At 66.2% G+C, this 18,212-nt stretch carries 11 protein-coding genes; 5 read left to right on the top strand and 6 right to left on the bottom strand.

What is annotated here, in order from left to right; all coding sequences use genetic code 11:
* Genes P5205_01255 through P5205_01245 form a run of 3 tightly spaced genes read right to left on the bottom strand, consistent with a single transcriptional unit; the run spans position 1 to position 5,841 of the window.
* The gene (locus tag P5205_01255; GenBank protein ID HSA08977.1) at positions 1-2,109 is read right to left on the bottom strand and encodes a hypothetical protein; all 2,109 of its coding nucleotides are present in this window, start codon (positions 2,107-2,109) and stop codon (positions 1-3) included.
* Between the two features lie 25 nt (positions 2,110-2,134).
* The gene (locus P5205_01250) at positions 2,135-5,296 is read right to left on the bottom strand and encodes a von Willebrand factor type A domain-containing protein (protein ID HSA08976.1); all 3,162 of its coding nucleotides are present in this window, start codon (positions 5,294-5,296) and stop codon (positions 2,135-2,137) included.
* Positions 5,293-5,841, bottom strand: a complete 549-nt coding sequence (locus tag P5205_01245) for an RNA polymerase sigma factor (GenBank protein ID HSA08975.1) — start codon at positions 5,839-5,841, stop codon at positions 5,293-5,295. The genes P5205_01250 and P5205_01245 overlap by 4 nt, the downstream gene beginning before the upstream one ends.
* 353 nt (positions 5,842-6,194) lie before the next feature.
* On the opposite strand from P5205_01245, the gene P5205_01240 reads away from it, so the two are divergent.
* The gene (locus P5205_01240) at positions 6,195-8,402 is read left to right on the top strand and encodes a M12 family metallo-peptidase (GenBank protein HSA08974.1); all 2,208 of its coding nucleotides are present in this window, start codon (positions 6,195-6,197) and stop codon (positions 8,400-8,402) included.
* A 166-nt stretch (positions 8,403-8,568) separates the two neighbouring features.
* Positions 8,569-9,540, top strand: coding sequence for a WYL domain-containing protein (locus P5205_01235; protein HSA08973.1), 972 nt, complete (start codon positions 8,569-8,571; stop codon positions 9,538-9,540).
* 465 nt (positions 9,541-10,005) lie between these two features.
* On the opposite strand, the gene P5205_01230 is transcribed toward P5205_01235, so the two are convergent.
* On the bottom strand, positions 10,006-11,400 hold the full coding sequence (locus tag P5205_01230) for a carbon-nitrogen hydrolase family protein (protein HSA08972.1): 1,395 nt from the start codon (positions 11,398-11,400) through the stop codon (positions 10,006-10,008).
* A complete protein-coding gene (locus P5205_01225; protein HSA08971.1) occupies positions 11,400-13,250 on the bottom strand; it encodes a hypothetical protein in 1,851 nt (616 codons plus the stop codon). Before P5205_01225 ends, P5205_01230 begins: the two co-directional genes overlap by 1 nt.
* Positions 13,251-13,578: 328 nt before the next feature.
* On the opposite strand from P5205_01225, the gene P5205_01220 reads away from it, so the two are divergent.
* A complete protein-coding gene (locus P5205_01220) occupies positions 13,579-14,991 on the top strand; it encodes a choice-of-anchor Q domain-containing protein (protein HSA08970.1) in 1,413 nt (470 codons plus the stop codon).
* Between the two features lie 37 nt (positions 14,992-15,028).
* Here the strand turns inward: P5205_01220 and P5205_01215 are convergent, their stop codons facing one another.
* Entirely contained in the window at positions 15,029-15,859 is an 831-nt protein-coding gene (locus tag P5205_01215; protein ID HSA08969.1) for a glycosyltransferase family 2 protein, read from the bottom strand.
* 160 nt (positions 15,860-16,019) lie between these two features.
* Here P5205_01215 and P5205_01210 point away from each other — a divergent pair, with 160 nt between their 5' ends.
* A complete protein-coding gene (locus P5205_01210) occupies positions 16,020-16,667 on the top strand; it encodes a site-2 protease family protein (GenBank protein ID HSA08968.1) in 648 nt (215 codons plus the stop codon).
* Between the two features lie 13 nt (positions 16,668-16,680).
* Positions 16,681-18,207: a xylulokinase gene (gene xylB, locus P5205_01205; GenBank protein HSA08967.1), complete on the top strand. Its 1,527-nt coding sequence runs from the start codon at positions 16,681-16,683 to the stop codon at positions 18,205-18,207.
* The last annotated feature ends 5 nt before the right edge of the window (positions 18,208-18,212 follow it).

Raw genomic sequence — 18,212 nt, 5'->3', positions numbered from 1 at the left:
TCACTCCTTCCCGGTGAACTGGAACCACATGCCGTGGCCGTGGTAGGCCCCGGACATGCGCAGGACGGTTGCACTGACGGCGACGCGGTGCGGCACCGCGCCGGACTGCGGCAGATCGAACTGGATGCGGAAGGGCGCCGGCGCGCTCTCGGCGCGGAGCGCCAGGTTGGTGGCGCCGGTGCCCAGCACGCGGCCCTCGGCGTCCTCCAACCGCACCTTCCACTCCATCTGAAACTCCTTCCATGACGCAGTGGACAGCCCCTCAAGTTGGATCTGTGCAGCACCGCTGTCGCGCTCCACAATCCTCGCCCGGTGGAGACCTATCAGCGGCGGCTCGCTCGCGGGTTTCCGTTCGCCCTCCCGATCGAACCGGGCGGATTCCCGCGCCTGGTCGGTCCACGTCGCCTGGATCGGCAACGGCGCCCAATCCCCGGGCTTTAGCGATTGCACCGTGAGGCCAGTCGGCGCCTCTCGAATAGCCGCCAACACCTGCTCAGTAGCCTGCGCCTTCTGCCGCAGATCGCGAATCGGTTGAAAGCTTTCCGCCGTCGCCGACACCACCGCCACGACGCCCGTGGAGCCGCCCCCGCCTCCCCGGAAGCCGCTCTCCACCCGCTCCAATAGCCACACCCCGGGCTTCGCCAAATGGAACCGCGCATCCATCTCCAGCGATTGATCCTTGCTATCCTTCGAGTACGGCACCACCGCGCGGATTCGTCCCGGCACAGCCCCAGCCGCTTCGGCAAGCCAGTCCTCGAACCGGTATTCGCCCTTCAGCTCCGACTTCCCCGCGTAGTCCTTCTCCTCCAGCGGCCGATGGGTAGCGGCATCGCAAAGAATCTCGCTGCGGTCATAGTCCACGTCGTGCATGAACGCCCACGAGCTGAACGTCAGCATCGTGCCCGTGAACAGCCGCGCATCCTTCCGCGACCGCAGCACCAGCAGGTAACGGTCTGCCGCCTTCGACGCGGGCTGCACCTCCGCCCAAAAGGCGTCCGGCTCGCGGGCCAGCCGTGTCAGCGCGCAATCGAGCGCCAGCCCCATTGCCAGGTGTTGCACGAGGCGGTCCCGCTGCAGCCACGCCTCCGGGCTCGCCGTCGCGTTGCCGGCGCCCTCCAGCCGAACGAATTGATCGCTCGCGTCCCCGCTGTGGGAACGACGATCCGCCAGCCACAGCCGCTGCCGCGTCGGCCGGTCCGGGCTGTCCTTCGTGGCCTCCAACCGCGCCATCACGCTCCCGTCCGGGCCAAACATCACCCGCTCCAGGTAGGGCGTCTCCTGCCGATACTCGTAGACCAGGCCGCGCCGCGCCTCCAGCGACGGCAACAGCCACTGCCAGTTCGCCTTTAGAAAGGTTTGGAGCGCGGTCGTTCCGACCGCTTGCGCCTGCTCGCGGGCGACCGAGGCTTCCACCGCCCGGCGCAGGACGGGGGTCTCCTTGTTTACCTTCACCTCCTCGACCCAGGCGATGCGTCGCTCGCCATAGCGACTGTCGTCCAGCAACCACAGGCCCGGCTCGTAGAGCCGGAAGCGCCAGTCAAACCGCATGTCCTCCTTCTGCACGGTGACCGCCAGCGGCACGTAACACCCCGCCTCCACTTCGGCGAACTCCGCGAACGTCTCCGTCAGCGCGCCCATCCCGGCCTCCAGCGGCACCAGGCGCACGGCGTCGAGGATGAGATACCCCGCGTCCCCGCCCAGGTTGAAATAGCCATTCCAACTGTTCTCCACGCCGTTCCCGCACGCGCCGCGCACCGGCGGGTCAAACGCCAGCGTCAGCCGGATGCGCCCGCCTTCCTCCGTCAGCGTGCGCACCGTCGCGCTCGCCGGTTTCGCCGCGATCTGGTGCAGCATCGTGGAATACGTCACCCCCTGCCGCCGCGCGCGCGGCGCCTTCATCGGGTCGGACACCGCGAACTCCTGCTTCTTCCCGAGCCGGTTCAATGTGTAGCTGTATTGGCGCACCGTCGGCGGCGGCCCCACCAGCCAGTAGCGATTCGCCTCGATGAACTTGCGGATGACTTCCTGCCCACGGGCTTGGCCGGCAGCCCGAGCGGGTGAAAGCAACACAACCGCACCAAGGGCAATCAGGAGCATGGGTGTCTTCATAAGGGCGCAGATTCGCTATCTTCCGTTACTTCCCAGCGATGCTTCTGGCCTGCCGGATCATCCACTCCAGCCGCTTCGGCCGCCCGTCGGCTCCATAGACCTCCGGCACGCCGCTCAGGCAGCCCAGCAACCGGTCCGCTGTCACCTCCGCCGCATAGGGGCTGGACGCCAGCCACTCCGAGAATGCGCTCGCCGTGGCCGCCAGCCGCAGCGCCGGGCTCGCCTGCTCCAGGGCCACCGCGTTGCCGGTGTAGGGAACAGGCCACTCCTGCTCGCGGTAATCGCTTGTGCCGGGGACCTTGTAGCGGACGCGCACGGTGGCGAGCGGGCCCTCGCCGCCCGGGTTCACGGCGACCACGTAAAGCGCGTTGCCGGATTCGGCGGCGCCGATCTCGGCGGCGTCCACGGTATTGTCGCGGAACTGCTCTTTGGTGAGCTGGTGCTTGGCGTAGCCGATCTGGCGGTAGGCCGTCACGCGGGCCGGGTTGAACTCGACCTGCACCTTCACGTCGGAGGCCGCCACGCGCAGCGCCCCGGCGAGCTGGCCGGCAAACTCCGTCGCCGCTTCCTCGGGCGAGTTGACGAACCCATACCGCCCGTCGCCGTTCCGCGAAAGCACCTCCAGCAAATCATCGTTGTAGCCTTCCCAGCCGATGCCGAAGCAGTCGAGCGCGATGCCTTGCTTGCGGTTGGTCTCGACCTTCTGCTTGAGCGCCTCCGGCTCCACGTTGCCGAGGTTGGCGGCGCCGTCGGTGAGCAGCACCACGCGATTGACGCCGTTGGCGAGGTAATGACGCAGTGCGGTCTGGTAGGCGAGGTTCATGGCGTCTTCCAGATTGGTGCCGCCTTGCGGTGTAAGGCGCCCGACCTCTTCCGCCGCTTTGGCCGCCTGGTTGCCGGGCACACCGTCCACCCACAAATGAGCCGTCCGGGAGAAGCTCACGACGCTAAGCTTGTCCTGCGGCTGCAGCTGGCCGGCCAGCACGCGCAGCGCCTCGCGAATGGTTCGCACGCGGTCGGCGCGCTCCATCGAACCGGAATTGTCGAGCAAGAGCACGAGGTTCAGCGGCCGGCCGGGCTGGCGGCCCAGCGCGGCGGTCTTGATCGAGAAGCGGAGCAGGTCGCGGTTGTGCGCGAACGGATATTGCGCCCGCTCCCACGCAAACGCCACCGGCACACCCGCCGCCGGCTCCGGGTCGCGGTAGTCGAACGCGTTGATGAACTCCTCGCTCCGCACCGACGCCGCCTCCGGCATCACGCCCTTCTCCAAACTCGCCCCCGCCAGCTTGTAAGACACATCGCTCACATTCAGTGAGAAAGTGGAGAACGCATTCTCGCTGGTCTGCACTTCCGGCTGCGGCACCGGCGGCGGAACAGCCGGCCTGGCCGGGGCAGCGTCCTCTGCCGGCACCGGGCCGGAAGCGCTCGCCACCGCATTGACGGTGCTGCCTTGCCTGCGCAGGTCTTCCACCTGCTTCTGCGCCTCGCGGACCTTCTCCTCCACCTTCGCCCTGGCAGTCTTGTCCACTTCCTCCGCCTCCCGCCGATACAATTGGCCCAACGCCGGCACATCGCCTAGCACCGGCGCCTGCCGCCCGTCCGCGTTGGCCAGCCCGGCTTGTGTGTCCCCGTTGAGATACCACTGAAACTTTTGGACCTGGGCGCCGCCGGCGGTATCATCCCAATCGAACGTCTCAGCGGTCCGCGCCGCGACTTCGCCAGCCGCCGCGGACCGGCTCCGCGCGAACCCATGCCCGAAATGCAGCCCCTCCGAAGCCGGCCGGCCCGCCATCGCATACCCCACGCTCGGCGACGCCGACTGACTTGACGCCGCCGGCTTCACATCGGCCCCCGCCTGCAACCTGCCTGCGGCGACGGGTGTGTCGAGGACATCCTTGCTCTTGTCGTCCAGACTCAGAAACCCCTCCTGTGCGGGCTCGCCGCGGTTCACGATCAGACCTTCGGGCGAGCCGGCCACGCGGCCCCGCCCCCCGACCACCAGGTCCCCGGCGGCCATCTCCGCGCCCTTGGTCTGGATGGGTACCCTCGCCACCTCGACCCCCTTGGCCAACTCTGTGCCGGCCACTATGGAAGCGTTCCCCATCGCTACCCGGCGGCTCTCCGACTGGCCGGCGGGCACGTTCGCCGGAGCGCTCCCCGGGACGGCTGCCGCAACCTGCGGGACCGCGGCCGGGGCCGCCGGTTTGCCTGCCACTGCGGGTGCCAGACCGAGCAAGCTTGGGCTGGTCCCCAGCGCCGGGACCGCTGGACGCTCGCCCGGACTCCTGCTGTCCACGATCCCATCCGCCGGCCTCGCCGCCTGTGACGCAATCCCGAAGTCCGACCGGCTGAAGAAGTCATCCATCTCGCCGTCCGCCCTCCGCCCCTCCGCCAGCGCGGCGCCGCCCCTGGCCGCCCCTGCAAAGGCGCCATACGCGCCGCCGCTGCCGCCATGCGTCCCGGCCGGCCGCCCCAACGACTCGCTGTAGAAACCCCTCGTGTTTGCCTCCGGCTTGGACTCAGCCTGCAAGCTGTGGTTAAGCGTCAACGTTGCATCCCCTGCTGTCGCCACCTCCGGCAGCGCAATCGCCGCGCCTTTGGCCGGCTCCGGCGCCGAGGCCGGTGGCGGCGCAAGCCTCGCCAGCCCGCGAGTCTCGCCTGCCGACCGATACCGCTCTGTCATCTGCTCCCCCTCGCTCAGCTCGTAGCTGTTCACCGCGCTGGGTGCCGGAGAGAGCACAGGCGCGGCGGTCTCTTCTTGCCCAACGGACGACATTAGCTGGAAGGAACGCGAAACCTTCATGAAAGGCACAGCCACTGAAACCAGGATTAGCACCACCGCAGCTGCAACCGCCAGCGTGGCGGACGCTGGCACCCAGCGTCGCCGCGGCTGAGCGAACTCCCTGGGCACGACCGTCTGGAAATGCGCCAGCAGCTTCTGCCGCCGTTGCTCTTCGAGCCGGAGCGGCAGCAGCGGCTCGGCGGTTTTGGGCGCCGGGCTGGCGACGGTTTCCCGCACGAGGTTGACGGTCTGCTTGAGCCGTTCGTAGAGTTTCGCCAACTCGGCATCCTGCGCCAGTTTCTGGTGCAGGGCGGCGGCCTGTTCATGCGGCAGTTCGCCCAGCAACAGCGCGGTCAGGTTGGCCTCGAGCGCGGAGCGCGGGTCGGCGGGAAATTCTGTGTTCATGGCACTACTCCGTTTCTGGCCAGTTCATCGGCAATGGATTTCAGGGCGTGGTGCAGCAGGTAGCCGACGTGGCCGATGTTGAGGCCGGTGCGCGCGCTGATTTCCTTGTAGGACAGCTCCTCGTTGAACTTGAGCCGGACGAGTTCGCGGCTGCGGTCGTCGAGGGTTTCCAGGCTGAGACGGACCAGGCCGATGCCCTCCCAGCGGGCGATTTGCTCATCGGGCAGCGGCTGGGGATCCGAGGTGTCGTCGGCCGCCGGGGAGCCGTCCTCGCTCCGCGCGTTGAGCGGCACGATCCTGGAGGCCTGGCGCCGGTGGTTCAGGGCCAGGTTATGCACAGTGCGATAGAGCCACCGCCGCGGCTCGCGCACCTCGTCAAACTGTGCATGCAATCGCATGAATGCTTCCTGGACGATGTCCTCGGCCACACCGGCGTCTCCAGCCAGGCGCAGCGCATAGCTCAGCAGAGGCGATTCGAGAGCCCCAAACAGCTCCGTGATCGTTCCCGACCCGGGCGGCTCAGCGCTGGCTTGGTCTGGTGACATTAGCGCCATGCTTGGCGAATGCTCTCGCTTTGGCTCAGTTCATACAACCGTCCGGGCGCTCTGTTGGCAAGAGGACATATTGTCTTACCCAGTAAGACACCGGGCGGCTCTCTTTCTTAGACGAAAGATGGGCGCGGGTTGCTCCCCATAAACCGCGTTGCCCCGGGGAATCCCCGGTCGGCCCTCCGTGCTGCCGCGGGAACCCTGGTCCGTATTCGTTCTTTTTGAGTTTGGCGGGGCTTCCAGGACATTATCGGGGTGAACAAAAACGTCGCTCTGTTGGGTTTGGTAGCGCGCCCCGGACACCGTGCCACCCCCCTGTTGGTCCAGAGACGGCCTGCGCCGGATTTGGATTGAACAGAAATTACGAGCATCGCTTAAGCCTTCCGACTCTGCTGATCCTCATTGTCTGGGCACTGCCGTTTGTCTGCCTCGCGCGCGCCCAAGCCGCCCCGCAAGGCGCTCTGTGGCAGGACACCGAGCCAACCCCGCAGAAGTCCGCAGCCTCCGAAGCCTGGGTCCAGCCGGACGTGTTCCGCGCGGTCAACCTCCAGCATTCACAGCTCCGCCCGTTACTCAACAGCGCCCCCCAGGAAGCCGCGCAGTCCCTGGCGGCTTCGGACGCGGTCATTGACCTGCCCATGCCGGATGGTACACAGGCGCGATTCCGCTTTGTCGAGTCCCCGGTCATGGAACCCGACCTGGCCGCCCGGTTCCCGGAAATCAGGACCTATCTCGGGCAGGGCCTGGATGATCCGAGCGCCCTGGTCCGATTCGATATCACCCCCGCCGGCTTCCATGCCCAGGTCCTTTCCCCGCAAGGCGCGGTGTATATCGAGCCGCAGCTCCGCGGAAACACCAATCTTCACGCCGCTTACTACCGCCGTGATTATCGCGCGGCCGCCCGGAATTTCCAATGTCTCGGCGCCGGCAATGTGGCGGCGGCGGCGACCTCCGGCTCATCGGCCAACCTGTTGCTTTCCGGCGGCACGCTCCGCACTTACCGGCTGGCGTGCGCGGCTACCGCGGAATACACCCAGTTCTTCGGCGGCACGGTCTCCGCCGGCCTGGCGGCCATCGTCACGGCCATTAACCGCGTGACGGGCGTGTATGAAACGGAGGCGGGCATCAGGCTGGTGCTGGTGGCCAAGAACGATCGGATCGTCTATACGAACCCCGCCAAACAACCTTACAGCGACAGCGATCCCTACGCGCTGCTGTTGCAGAACCAGGCGAATCTGGATGCGGTCATTGGCGATGCCAACTATGACATCGGGCACGTCTTCAGCACCGGCGGCAGCGGGCTGGCCAGCATGGGAGTGGTCGGCGTTACCGGGCGCAAGGCCCGCGGAGAGACCGGAACGTATCCGCCGGTCGGGGACAGCTTCTACATTGACTACGTGGCCCACGAGATAGGCCACCAATTCGGGGCGTCGCACACCTTCAACAGCAGCATCGGCTATTGTGGCTACGGCGAGCGCAACGCCGCCACCGCTTATGAACCCGGCAGCGGCTCCACAATCATGTCCTACGCCGGCATTTGCGGCTCCGATAATCTGCAAGCGCACAGCTCTCCTTACTTTCACTCGGCCAGCCTGGAACAGATCCTGGCCTACACGGCTGTTGGCGCGGGCAGCGGCACGGTTTCCCCTGGGGCAACCGGCAATAACGCTCCAACGGTGGATGCCGGACCCGGTTACACCATCCCGCTGGGCACGCCTTTCACCCTCACGGCCACAGGCAGCGACCCCGACGGCGATCCGCTGGCCTATTGCTGGGAGGAACGCGACCTCGGTCCCGCCGTCACGTTGCAGGCACCGGACAATGGTTTCAGCCCGCTGTTCCGTTCGTTCGATCCGACCACGGACCCGGCGCGCACCTTCCCCCAGTGGTCCGATATTCTCCGCTGCGCGAGCACGCCCGGTGAAATGCTGCCCACGACCAGCCGCACGCTCAATTTCCGCGTCACCGCGCGGGATAATCGGCCGGACGGCAGCGGCGTGGCTGCCGCCGATACGCAGGTGACCGTCGCCGCCGATGCCGGCCCGTTTGTGGTGACCGCTCCAGCCGCGGCGGCGACATGGTCCGGGACGCAGACTGTCACCTGGGATGTCGCCAACACCACCAACGCCTCTATCCAGACGGCCACGGTCAGCATCCTGCTCTCGACCAACGGCGGCCTGACCTTTCCGATCGCACTTGCCAGCAATGTCCCCAACGCCGGCGCCTGCACGGTGGCTCTGCCTCCGCTCACCGCCTCGGCCGCCCGCATCAAAGTCCAGGCTGACGGTAATATCTTCTTCGCCGTGTCGCCCGGTGATTTCTCGCTGTTCTACGCCCCGGCGCCGGTCCTGGAACCGCCGCAATGCTTGAATGGCGTTGTCCACCTTGCCTGGAGCGCGCTGCCCGGCCGCACCTACCGCGTCCAGTATAAGCCGACGTTGGCCGCCGCCTGGAACGACCTGGCGCCCGACATCACCGCCGCCGACTCACTCGCCACCGCCACCGACGTCCCCGGCTCTGCCCCGCAGCGTTTCTACCGCGTCCTGATGCTGCCGTAGCCGGCAAGCGAACGTGGTTGCGCGCGCGGGAACAACTCTCCGAACATCTGCGCAAGGCTGCCTTGCGGGCTTTGACATTCGCTGGCCGCCGTGGCACAACTTGCCCAGGATTCGCCAGAAAGGAACTATGCCGAGAGTTCAGTCCCAGATCAGTCACCGGGCCCCAATGGAACGCATGTTGCGCCTGCATCAGCTTCTCCAGAATCAGGAATACCCCAACTGCTCGAAGCTGGGCCGCGAGTTTGAGCTCTGCACTCGCACGGTGAAGCGAGACGTGGATTTCATGAAGTATCGGCTGGATCTGCCGATCGAGTACGATGCTCACCGGAACGGCTACTATTACACCCGGCCCGTGGACCACTTCCCGGGGGCGGCGGTGACGGAGGCGGAGATGTTTGCCTTGCTGGTGGCTCACAAGGCGATCGCCCAGTACAGCGGCACCCCCTTTCAGCAGCCGTTGGAAACGGCGTTTCGCAAGCTCACCGGCCAACTGGACCAGAGCGTGCGGTTTACCATGCGCAACCTGGATGAGGTGCTGTCGTTCCGGCCGTTTGCGCCCGAGGATTCGGACCTGGAAACGTTTCAAATTGTGACGCGGGCCTTGCGGACGCGGCGGGGCTTGAAGTTCCTTTACCGGAACGTGGGGGTCGCCAAGGCACGACGGCGGCTGGTGCATCCGTATCACCTGGCCTGCATCGAGAACCATTGGTATCTGTTTGCCTTCGACGTCAAGCGGCAGGACATGCGGACGTTCGCGCTGGTGCGCCTGCAGCAGCCCGAGTTGACGGGCGAGCGGTTTACAATGCCAGCCAGGTTTGATCCGAATGAATACCTGCGCGGGAGCTTCACCGTGTTCAAGGGAGGCGCCGATTACGAGGTCATGATTGAGTTCGACGCGTGGGCGACGGATTTGATCCGGGGGCGAAGATGGCACCCCACGCAGGAACTCACCGAGCTGCCTGGCGGCTGTTCCCGCCTGCGCCTGCGCCTCAACAACATCGAGGAGATGGAGCGGTGGGTGCTGGGTTGGGGCCGCCATGCAACGGTGCTGCAGCCCAAAGCCCTGGCAGCACGACTGGGCCAAACGGCCACGGAACTGCAGAAGCGTTACGCCGGACCGCGCCTGGCTCAGCGCTAAATTTCGCGAATCAACTAGCGTATTGCCCAGCCACAGCGCCGAATCCAAGCCAGCCAGTTTCGGTTGGAATCATCTCACCGGCCAGGTGGGCTCAAGGTATGCGCCGCAAGTCGGATCTATCCGGCGACGCCCACCGAACTGCCGCCCCAACTACTGGCTCCGCTCCTCCCCCCAACCCGCAGGCACCCGGCGCCCATGCCAGCCACGGCGATGGGACGGCGCCAATCCGGCGAGACTACGGTGTGTATCCCATGGGGAGCGATCCCCATGGGATACACACAGGGGTATCATGCGTGTCACAGCGTTGCCACACCAGCACTTCGGGCTGCGGGACTGCGCTCGGGGGCCACCACTGTCCAAAAAATGGACACTGCGCCTGATTGCACCAGGGTGGCTGCTCGGTCCAGGAATACAGGGCTGCCGTTGTTAGCGAACGCTACCTCTGCCGTTGCGGCAGAGACCTCGTTACTCCGTCTCACCCGGCCATACGGGCCGGTGGCGGGGGATCTCCGCCTTGAAGTCGCCCAGGCTCGACCAATAGAGCCGTTGCGCCAGGTCCACTTCCGCCACAGCGACGGAGCCCCAGTCCTTCGCCTGCGCCAGCACCTGGCCTTCGCGATCATAAATGGCGGAGATCGTCCAATGGGCCGGCACGTCCGTGTAAGTGCTGCTGATCAGAAAGACGTGGTTCTCGCACGCTCGCGCGGCCACGAGCAGGGGATTGCATCCGGCAACCGGGAAAGCAATCACCTCCGCCCCGCGCAGGCTAAGCCGCCGGGCGACTTCAGGGAAGAAGCCATCGTAGCAGATCATCATGCCGATCTTGCCGAGGCGGGTGTCGAACACCGGGTACTCGTGGCCGGGCGCGATGCCCGCCTCGATCTCGGTGCGCGGCAGAGCCACTTTGCGGTATTTGCCGATCAGCCTGCCGTCCGGGCCTATGAGCACGGCGACGTTGTAGATCAGGTGTTTGTCGCGCTCCACGAGTCCCGCCACCAGGTGCAGCCCACGCTGGCGCGCCAGATCGCCGAAGTAATCCGTCACCGGCCCGGGCACCGGTTCGGCGGCCTCGCGGTAGGAAAGGCCGTTGCCGGTCGCGGTGATCGTCTCCGGCAGCACCACCAGGTCCGCCTTCTGTCGCGCGGCCTGCTCGACCAGCGGCGCAAACTGGCGGCAACTGTCCATCGCCGTCTTCCCGCCCTTCGGCACGTAATGCACGGTCGCCAGCCGCACTTTGCGCGGCGCGGGCGGCTCCGTCTCGGCAAACACAATATCGCTCCACTCGGCCCGCGCGCGCGGCGCCCAGCGCAAGTAGAGTTCCACAACGGCGTGCGTGGCTTTGGCAGGCGCGCGGTAAATGCCCTCGACAGCGGTCCAGCCCGCGGCGTCGGTCCGGCCGTCAGCGGGGTATTCCGGCTCCGAGACCGGCGGCACGCCGGGGGCGTAGCTACGGGCGCCCGGCTCGTCGCGGACTGCAGGTTGGTCGTGGTCGTCGCGCCATAGAATGCGCGCCAACACGGAACGCTGAGGTGCGGCTACCCGTGTGGCCCGCCGCAACGCGTGAAACTGGTAACACCGCCCGCCTTTCACCGGGAACGTCTTGCTCCAATGCCCGTCCAGCCCTTCCAGTCTGCCGGTGGCGATGACGAAGCTCCCCTGGCCCGACGGCCCGCCCCCGGGTCTGTAGCTGAACTGCGGCCGCAGCTCCTCCCGCGGCGCCAATGTTTGCCAGCCCTCCGGCGCAGCATTCGCCGCCGAGCCTGCGCGGCACGTGAGCGCCCCAAAGACCAGCGCAAGGAGAAGGAAGCCTGGTCGCATCCGGAACTGCGGATAGCCGGACACCGCATTCCAGCCTCCCATCACTTGCTCCCTTCCAGCCGCGGCAGCCAGTAGCGCCAGAGCCTCGGCCCTGAGCCGAAATAAACGGCCTCGTCGGTCAAGGCGTACCCGCACAGGATCTGCGCCGGCGCGGCGGCGGAATGAACCACCTCTCCTTTCATGGCGTCGAACACATACACCGCCCGCCCGGTGAGCCCCACCAGCAGCCCATTCCGGTGCCGGCCCAGCGAGATTTGCTGTTGCGGCCCTGGAAGGCTGTTCGTTCGCACCAGCTGCATCGTCTGCGGGTCAAAGGTGAAAAGACGGTCGCCCACCGTGGTGTACACCTTGCCATCGGCGGCCGCTGTCGCGGGGTAACTCCCGGCGCCGGGCGCCAGCGCCGCCTCGAACACCTTGCGCTTCTGCTGCGGGTCGAATGCGAAAAACCTGGCCTCCTTCTCCGTCGGCCGCGTGCCCCCGCCGCCCCAGTTGCCGCTGCCGCCGAAGATCAGCCCGCTCTTCGGTTCCCATGCCAGCGACACAATGCTCTGGTTGGTGACCAGGTTCCGGTAGTTCTCAATGGTCTTGTTCTGTTGCGGGTCCCACACCGCCATCGCGCCGCCCAGTTGTCCATAGGGCGGCTCGCTGCCGATGTAAATGAGCCCGCCCGGGCCGCGGATCATCGCCCGTGGTCGCAGGTGCCCGTCTCCGACGCCCCCGAAGCTGATCGGATTGCAGTCCGCGCCGGTGCCGAACTTCCAGAGCGGCTTGGCCGGATCATACAGGTTCATCACCGCGCCGCCATAGTAGCAGAGGTAAACTTGGTTGGCGTGATCGAGAATGGAATAGACCTCGCCCCCTGGCATCCCGCCGAGGTGCTCGCTCCTGCCGACCCGGGGGTCAAAGCGGAAGACCTCCAGGGGCAGCGCCGTGCTGCCGTAGATCGTGCCGCCGGGACCCGTCCCCACCACGAAGATCATGTCTCCCGCCCCGCTGTACTTGAAGGTGCGCTCGGCCACCTTTCCCTTCTTCGGGTCCCGCAGGGAGAACGAGCCGCGGCCAAACGCGGTTACCTCCCGCCCGTCGCGCAGTTTGAGCGGCGGCAACTCGGGCGCCGATTCGACCCGCGTCACCGACTCATCGTCCACGCGCAGCAGCCCCGCGTGACACGCCACGTAGATCTGCCCGTCGCTCCGGCGTGTCACGCCGACGAAGTTTCCCGGCGCGGTGTTCCGAAACTTCTCCGGCATGATGCTCCGGTGCTGTTTCGTCGCTGGATCATACACCACCAAGTCGCCCATTTCTGTCCCGATGCCCACGTACACCTTGCCGTTCGGCCCCACCGCCAGGCTCCGCGCGTACATCTCCGTCGGGTGCATCCGCCCCAGGTCTTCCATTTTGCCCGTCGCCGGGTCAAAGCTCACCAGCTTCGCCTGCGGATACGTGCAGGCGTAGAGCTTGCCGTCCTTGCCCACGTCATATTGCCAAAGGTAACTTTCGCTCGCTGCGGGTCTGCCCACCACCTCGATCCCTTTCTCCGGCTGCCGAGGGTCAAACCGCAGGATCAGCCCGCCGTCCCACGTGCCGAGGTAGATCTTTTCATCCGGCCCCGCAATCAGCGCCCACGCTCCGGGCCCCTGAGGCGCGTTGAATTGCCGCGCCTCGCCGGTATCAGGGTCCACCTGCACGAGGAACAGCGGCGCGCCGTCCTGGTTGAAGTTGAAGTAGAGCGCGTCGCCCCCTTTCCCATTCGGACCGACGATGCAGCCCATCAAACCGCCCACGCGCACGGGAATGCCCAGCGACTCGAACCGCCCGCGCTCAGGCGCAGCCGCCGCTCCCGCCACTGCGCACACCAGCCAAACGCCCCACCAAAGACTTTTCGCTCTCACAAGTGCGCTCTTTATAGGCAGCCCCCGAAGCTCCCCGCAAGCGCGAACGCCCTGGTCCGCCCATCTCCCGCCCGCGCAGCCGCCAATGCCAGTCGGCGCTGTCCTGGCTGCGGGACCAAGCGGGATTCCAACCGGGATTTGGGTCTGACGACATGGCGCGGATCAACCGTCGCCGCGAATCATTTGTTTGACATACGCCGGGCGATTTGCTTTCCTGCGGCCCCGGGAGAGCGCCGGATGTTCCGGCGAACCGGAACAGTTGCCGCATCGGCCCTGCTCTCCCCGGCGGTCAGTCCGAAACTGATGTGCTTGACCAAACGAAACAACTGTGAGCCCTCGCAAACACCTGATCGCATGTCTCACTGCTGCCCTCCTGATCTTCAACTCTCCGGGGGCGACCCTCTACGTGAACGTGAACGGCGACGATCCCTCCCCGCCTTACGACAGTTGGTCAAAGGCGGCGCGGACGATCCAGGACGCTATCGGCGCCGCCGCGGCCGGCGACACCATTCTCGTCACGAACGGCGTTTACACCACCGGGGCTTATGACGTCTACGGCCCGAGCCGGGTGGCCATCACCAACGCCGTCACCGTGCGCAGCGTCAACGGCCCCGCCGTCACGACGATTCAGGGCTATCAGGTGCCTGGCGTCACCAACGGGCCCGGCGCGGTGCGTTGCGCATTTGTCGGCTCCGGCGCGACACTCTCCGGGTTCACCCTGACTGGCGGCGGGACCACCAATGGCACCGTTTTTTGGGCCGGCGGCGGCGGCGCCTATTGCCAGTCAGCCACCGCCAGTATCTCCAACTGCATCGTCTCCGGCAACGCCGCGGCGATGGCCGGGGGTGGGGTAGTCAAGGGCACCGTGGACAATTGCCTCCTTATCGGCAACACCAGTTTCGGCGGCACTATTGACGGCGGGGGCGGCGCCTCAGGAGCGTTGCTCAGGAACTGCCTGCTAACGGGCAATTGGGCGGTCCAAGGCGGCGGCAGCGCCGGCGGCTCACTCATCAACTGCACAGTGAGCGGCAATTCCGCCAGCGGCAGCGCGGGCGGCACTTCACGGAGCGCGCTCTACAACTGCATCGTTTATTACAATACCGCGCCCAATGCTCCCAATTATACGGAGCCCCTCACCTTTATGGGGCTCGCGCACTGCTGCACCACTCCCATCCCCACCGCAGGGTCAGGTCATTTCACGAACCCACCCCAGTTTCTCGACCCGTCGGCCGGTGACTTCCGCCTGCAAACCAACTCCCCTTGCATCAACGCCGGCGATAACGGCTACATGACCAGCCACCTCGATTTCCACGGCGCCCCGCGCATCTCTGGCTTCACCGTGGATGTCGGCGCCTGCGAACTGCAGAACCCCGCCTCCCTCCTTTCTTACGTCTGGGCCCAGTCCTATGGCTTCCCCACCGACGGCTCGGGCGACAACGCTGACGGCGATGACGACGGCATGAACAACTGGCATGAATGGCGGTGCGGCACGCTCCCTAACGATCCTCTCTCGCTGCTTAAACTCGCCGTCCCCACGGGCGACGCCTCCGGCATCACTCTCCGCTGGAGCAGTGTTTTCGCCAGGAAGTACTACGTCGAGTGCAGCACCAACCTCAACACTGAGCCGGCTTTCTTCCTCAGGACCACCAACTTCCCGGGTCATCCGGGCGCCACCACGACCTGGAAAGACATTCGCGCCACCAACGCCGGGCCATACTTCTACCGCATCGGCGTCCACTAACGCGAACTCCGGGCCGCGCGGTCCCGTGCCGCCGCCCTTATCTCGGCGCCCGCGAGCTGGGCCGCTGGACCTCAAATCGCTTCCGCCGCTCCAAACTGGCCGAGGTGTAAATCTCGTAGGCGAACGGTTGCCGGCAGTACATGCCCCCCAGCAATCGCCGCAGCCGGTGCTGCGCAATGAACAGCGGCCGGATCCACCGCGCCCAAGCGGGCGCGCTCTGACACAGCTCCCGGTTCTCCCGCCGGGCGTTCTCGCCTTTGCTCATGTTCACGCCGGTGTGGGTGAAGGTCGAGGTGAACTGCCCCAGCGCCGCCATCCGCGCCCCCCGCCGCAGCAACCGCACCATCCACTCCCCGTCCCCCACGTCCCGCAGCCGCGGATCGAACAGTTCCCCCCACTCAAACACCACCCGCCGCCGGAAGAACATCGCGCAGCTCAACGTCGAGAGATGGCACGTCCACGTGTGATACTTCAACGGCGTCTGCATCTTGCGATGGTACAGGTATTGCCCCTCGGGCCCCACCATCACCACGTCCCCGAATAGCACGTCCACATGCGGGTGTTGCTCGAAGTAACTCGACACCGCCCCCAGCGCCCCCGGCAAGTACTGCTCGTCGCAGTTCAAGTAAGCCAGAATCTCTCCCCCCGCCCGGCGCAGCCCGCGGTTGATGCCGTCGTACATGCCCTGGTCCTTCTCCACGAACGCCTTGACCCGCTTGTCGCCGGGCAGCCAAGCCAGTGTCCCGTCGTCCGAGCCGGCGTCCTGAACGATGTGCTCCACCTCGCCCGCCTGGTCGGCGACCGAGGCGATGCAGAGCTTCAGCCAGTCCGAGCGGCGGTAACTCGGGGTGACGATCGAGATGCGCACGTCCGGATGATGCTTGCCGACGCCATGCCTGTCGAACGCGTTTTCAGCACCGCGCTTTGTTCGGCCGGGCGGGCGGTTCCCGCCGGTCGAAGGGGAATCACGCCAACCCGCCCTCAATTTCTCTATTCGCTCTCCGGGTCATCTGTTAACTTGCGGGAGAATGGACCCGAGACAGCTCATCAGCGGCCTGATCCTCTACCTGGGACTGCTCCTGCTCCTGACTTTCCACGAGTTCGGCCATGCCTGGATGGCTTGGAGACTGGGCGACAACACCGCGCATTCTCAGGGCCGGGTCTCGCTCAATCCGCTGGTTCACATTGACCCGATCGGGACAGTCATCCTGCCGTTGTTGATGGTCCTGATAGCCCCGACCGGCTTCCTGATCGGCTGGGCCAAGCCGGTTCCGGTTGACTCCGACAACCTGCGCAACCCGCGCTCGGACGACATCATGGTGACGCTGGCCGGGCCGTGGATGAACCTGCTGCTGGCCATCGCGATCATGGGGTTGGCGCGCCTGGGTCACGAAGTTCATTCCCACAGCCTCATGGATGTATGCCGCGACATGGCCCACCTGAGCCTGTTGCTGTGCTTCTTCAACCTGCTGCCCATCCCGCCGCTGGACGGCTCGCAGGTGGTGCGCAGCCTGGTCGGCATGAGCCACGAAACCTACCAGCAGATTGCGCGTTACGGCATTTTTATCCTGATCCTGGCGCTGCAAATCCCCCTGGTCCAGCGGGGGCTCCACACCGCCACCACCAGTTCCTGGCTGGCCATTGCCGGCTGGCTGGGCGTCCCTGTGACCCCCTGAACGAAAGACAACCATGAGATCACTTCTGCTTGGCATTGACAGCGGCACGCAGTCCACCAAGGCGCTCGTCGTGGACGCCCGCGACGGAAAAGTCCTCGCCTCGGCGGCGCAGCAATACGACCTGATTCCCAACCTGCCGCCCGGCGCCAAGGAGCAGCACCCGCACACCTGGCGCGACGCCACCGCCACCGCCATGCGCCGCGCGCTGCGCCAGGCCAAGGCCACCCCGACTGAAGTGAAAGCCATCGGCGTCAGCGGCCAGCAACACGGCTTTGTGCCGCTGGACAAGGACGGCGAGGTCATCCGCCCCGCCAAACTCTGGTGCGACACCTCCACCGCCGCCGAGTGTGCTGAGATCACCGACAAGCTCGGCGGCCTCAAGCAGACCATCCGCGCGCTCGGCAACGCCGTTCTGCCCGGCTTCACCGCCTCCAAAATTCTCTGGCTCAAGCAGCACGAGCCGAAGAACTATCAGCGCCTGGCCACGGTGTTGTTGCCTCACGACTACCTCAATTTCTGGCTCACCGGGCAAAAGACGATGGAGTACGGCGACGCCAGCGGAACCGCTTTGCTCGACGTCCGCAAGCGCAAGTGGTCCAGCGCGGTCCTGGAGGCAATTGATCCGGACCTCGCCGGCAAGCTGCCCCCCTTGCAACGCAGCGACCAGCTCGCCGGCACGCTGCAAGCCTCCACCGCCAGAATGCTCGACCTCAACCCCGGCGTGCTGGTAAGCGCCGGCGGCGGCGACAACATGATGGGCGCCATCGGCACCGGCAACACGCGCCCGGGGGTCATCACCGCCAGCTTCGGCACCAGCGGCACGATCTACGCCTGCGCGGAGAAGCCGGTGGTGGATCCCCAGGGCGAGATTGCCGCGTTCTGCGATTCGACCAACCGCTGGCTGCCGTTGCTCTGCACCATGAACGTCACGGTCGCCACGGAGATGGTGCGCGAGGATTTCGGCTGGTCGCACGAGAAGTTCGCCGCCGAGGCGGCGCGCGTGCCGGCGGGCTCTCGCGGCCTGTTGCTGCTGCCCTATTTCGAGGGTGAGCGCACACCCAACATGCCCGAAGGCACCGGCGTCTGGTTCGGCGTGAACCAGAAGACCTTCGAGGCGGGCCACTTCGCCCGCGCCGCGATGGAGGGCGTGACGCTGGGCATGAACTACGGCCTGCGCCGGCTGGCGGAATTGGGGGTGAAGCCGGCCCAAATCCGGGCCACTGGCGGCGGGGCCAAGTCCAAAGCCTGGCGGCAGATCATGGCCGATGTCTTCGACACGGAAGTGGTCACGCTCAAAGTCACCGAAGGCGCGGCCTACGGCGCGGCGTTGCAGGCGCTTTGGTGCTGGCGCTTGCAGCAGGGCGAGAAGGTCTCCATCAGCGACCTCACCGACCAGTTTGTTGCGGTGAACACCAGCGAGACGGCGCAGCCGGACCCGCAGCGCGCCGCCGTTTACCACGAGCTGCAGGGCATCCAGGACGCCATGTCCGCGGCCCTGCGCGGCGTGTTCAAGCAGCACCGGCAGTTCCTGCTGCGCTAATGTGG

The sequence above is a fragment of the Candidatus Paceibacterota bacterium genome (genome assembly GCA_035452965.1).
GTDB lineage: Bacteria > Verrucomicrobiota > Verrucomicrobiia > Limisphaerales > UBA8199 > UBA8199.
The sequence above is the reverse complement of the archived record's forward strand: the minus strand, read 5'-3'. Positions and strand labels throughout refer to the sequence as shown.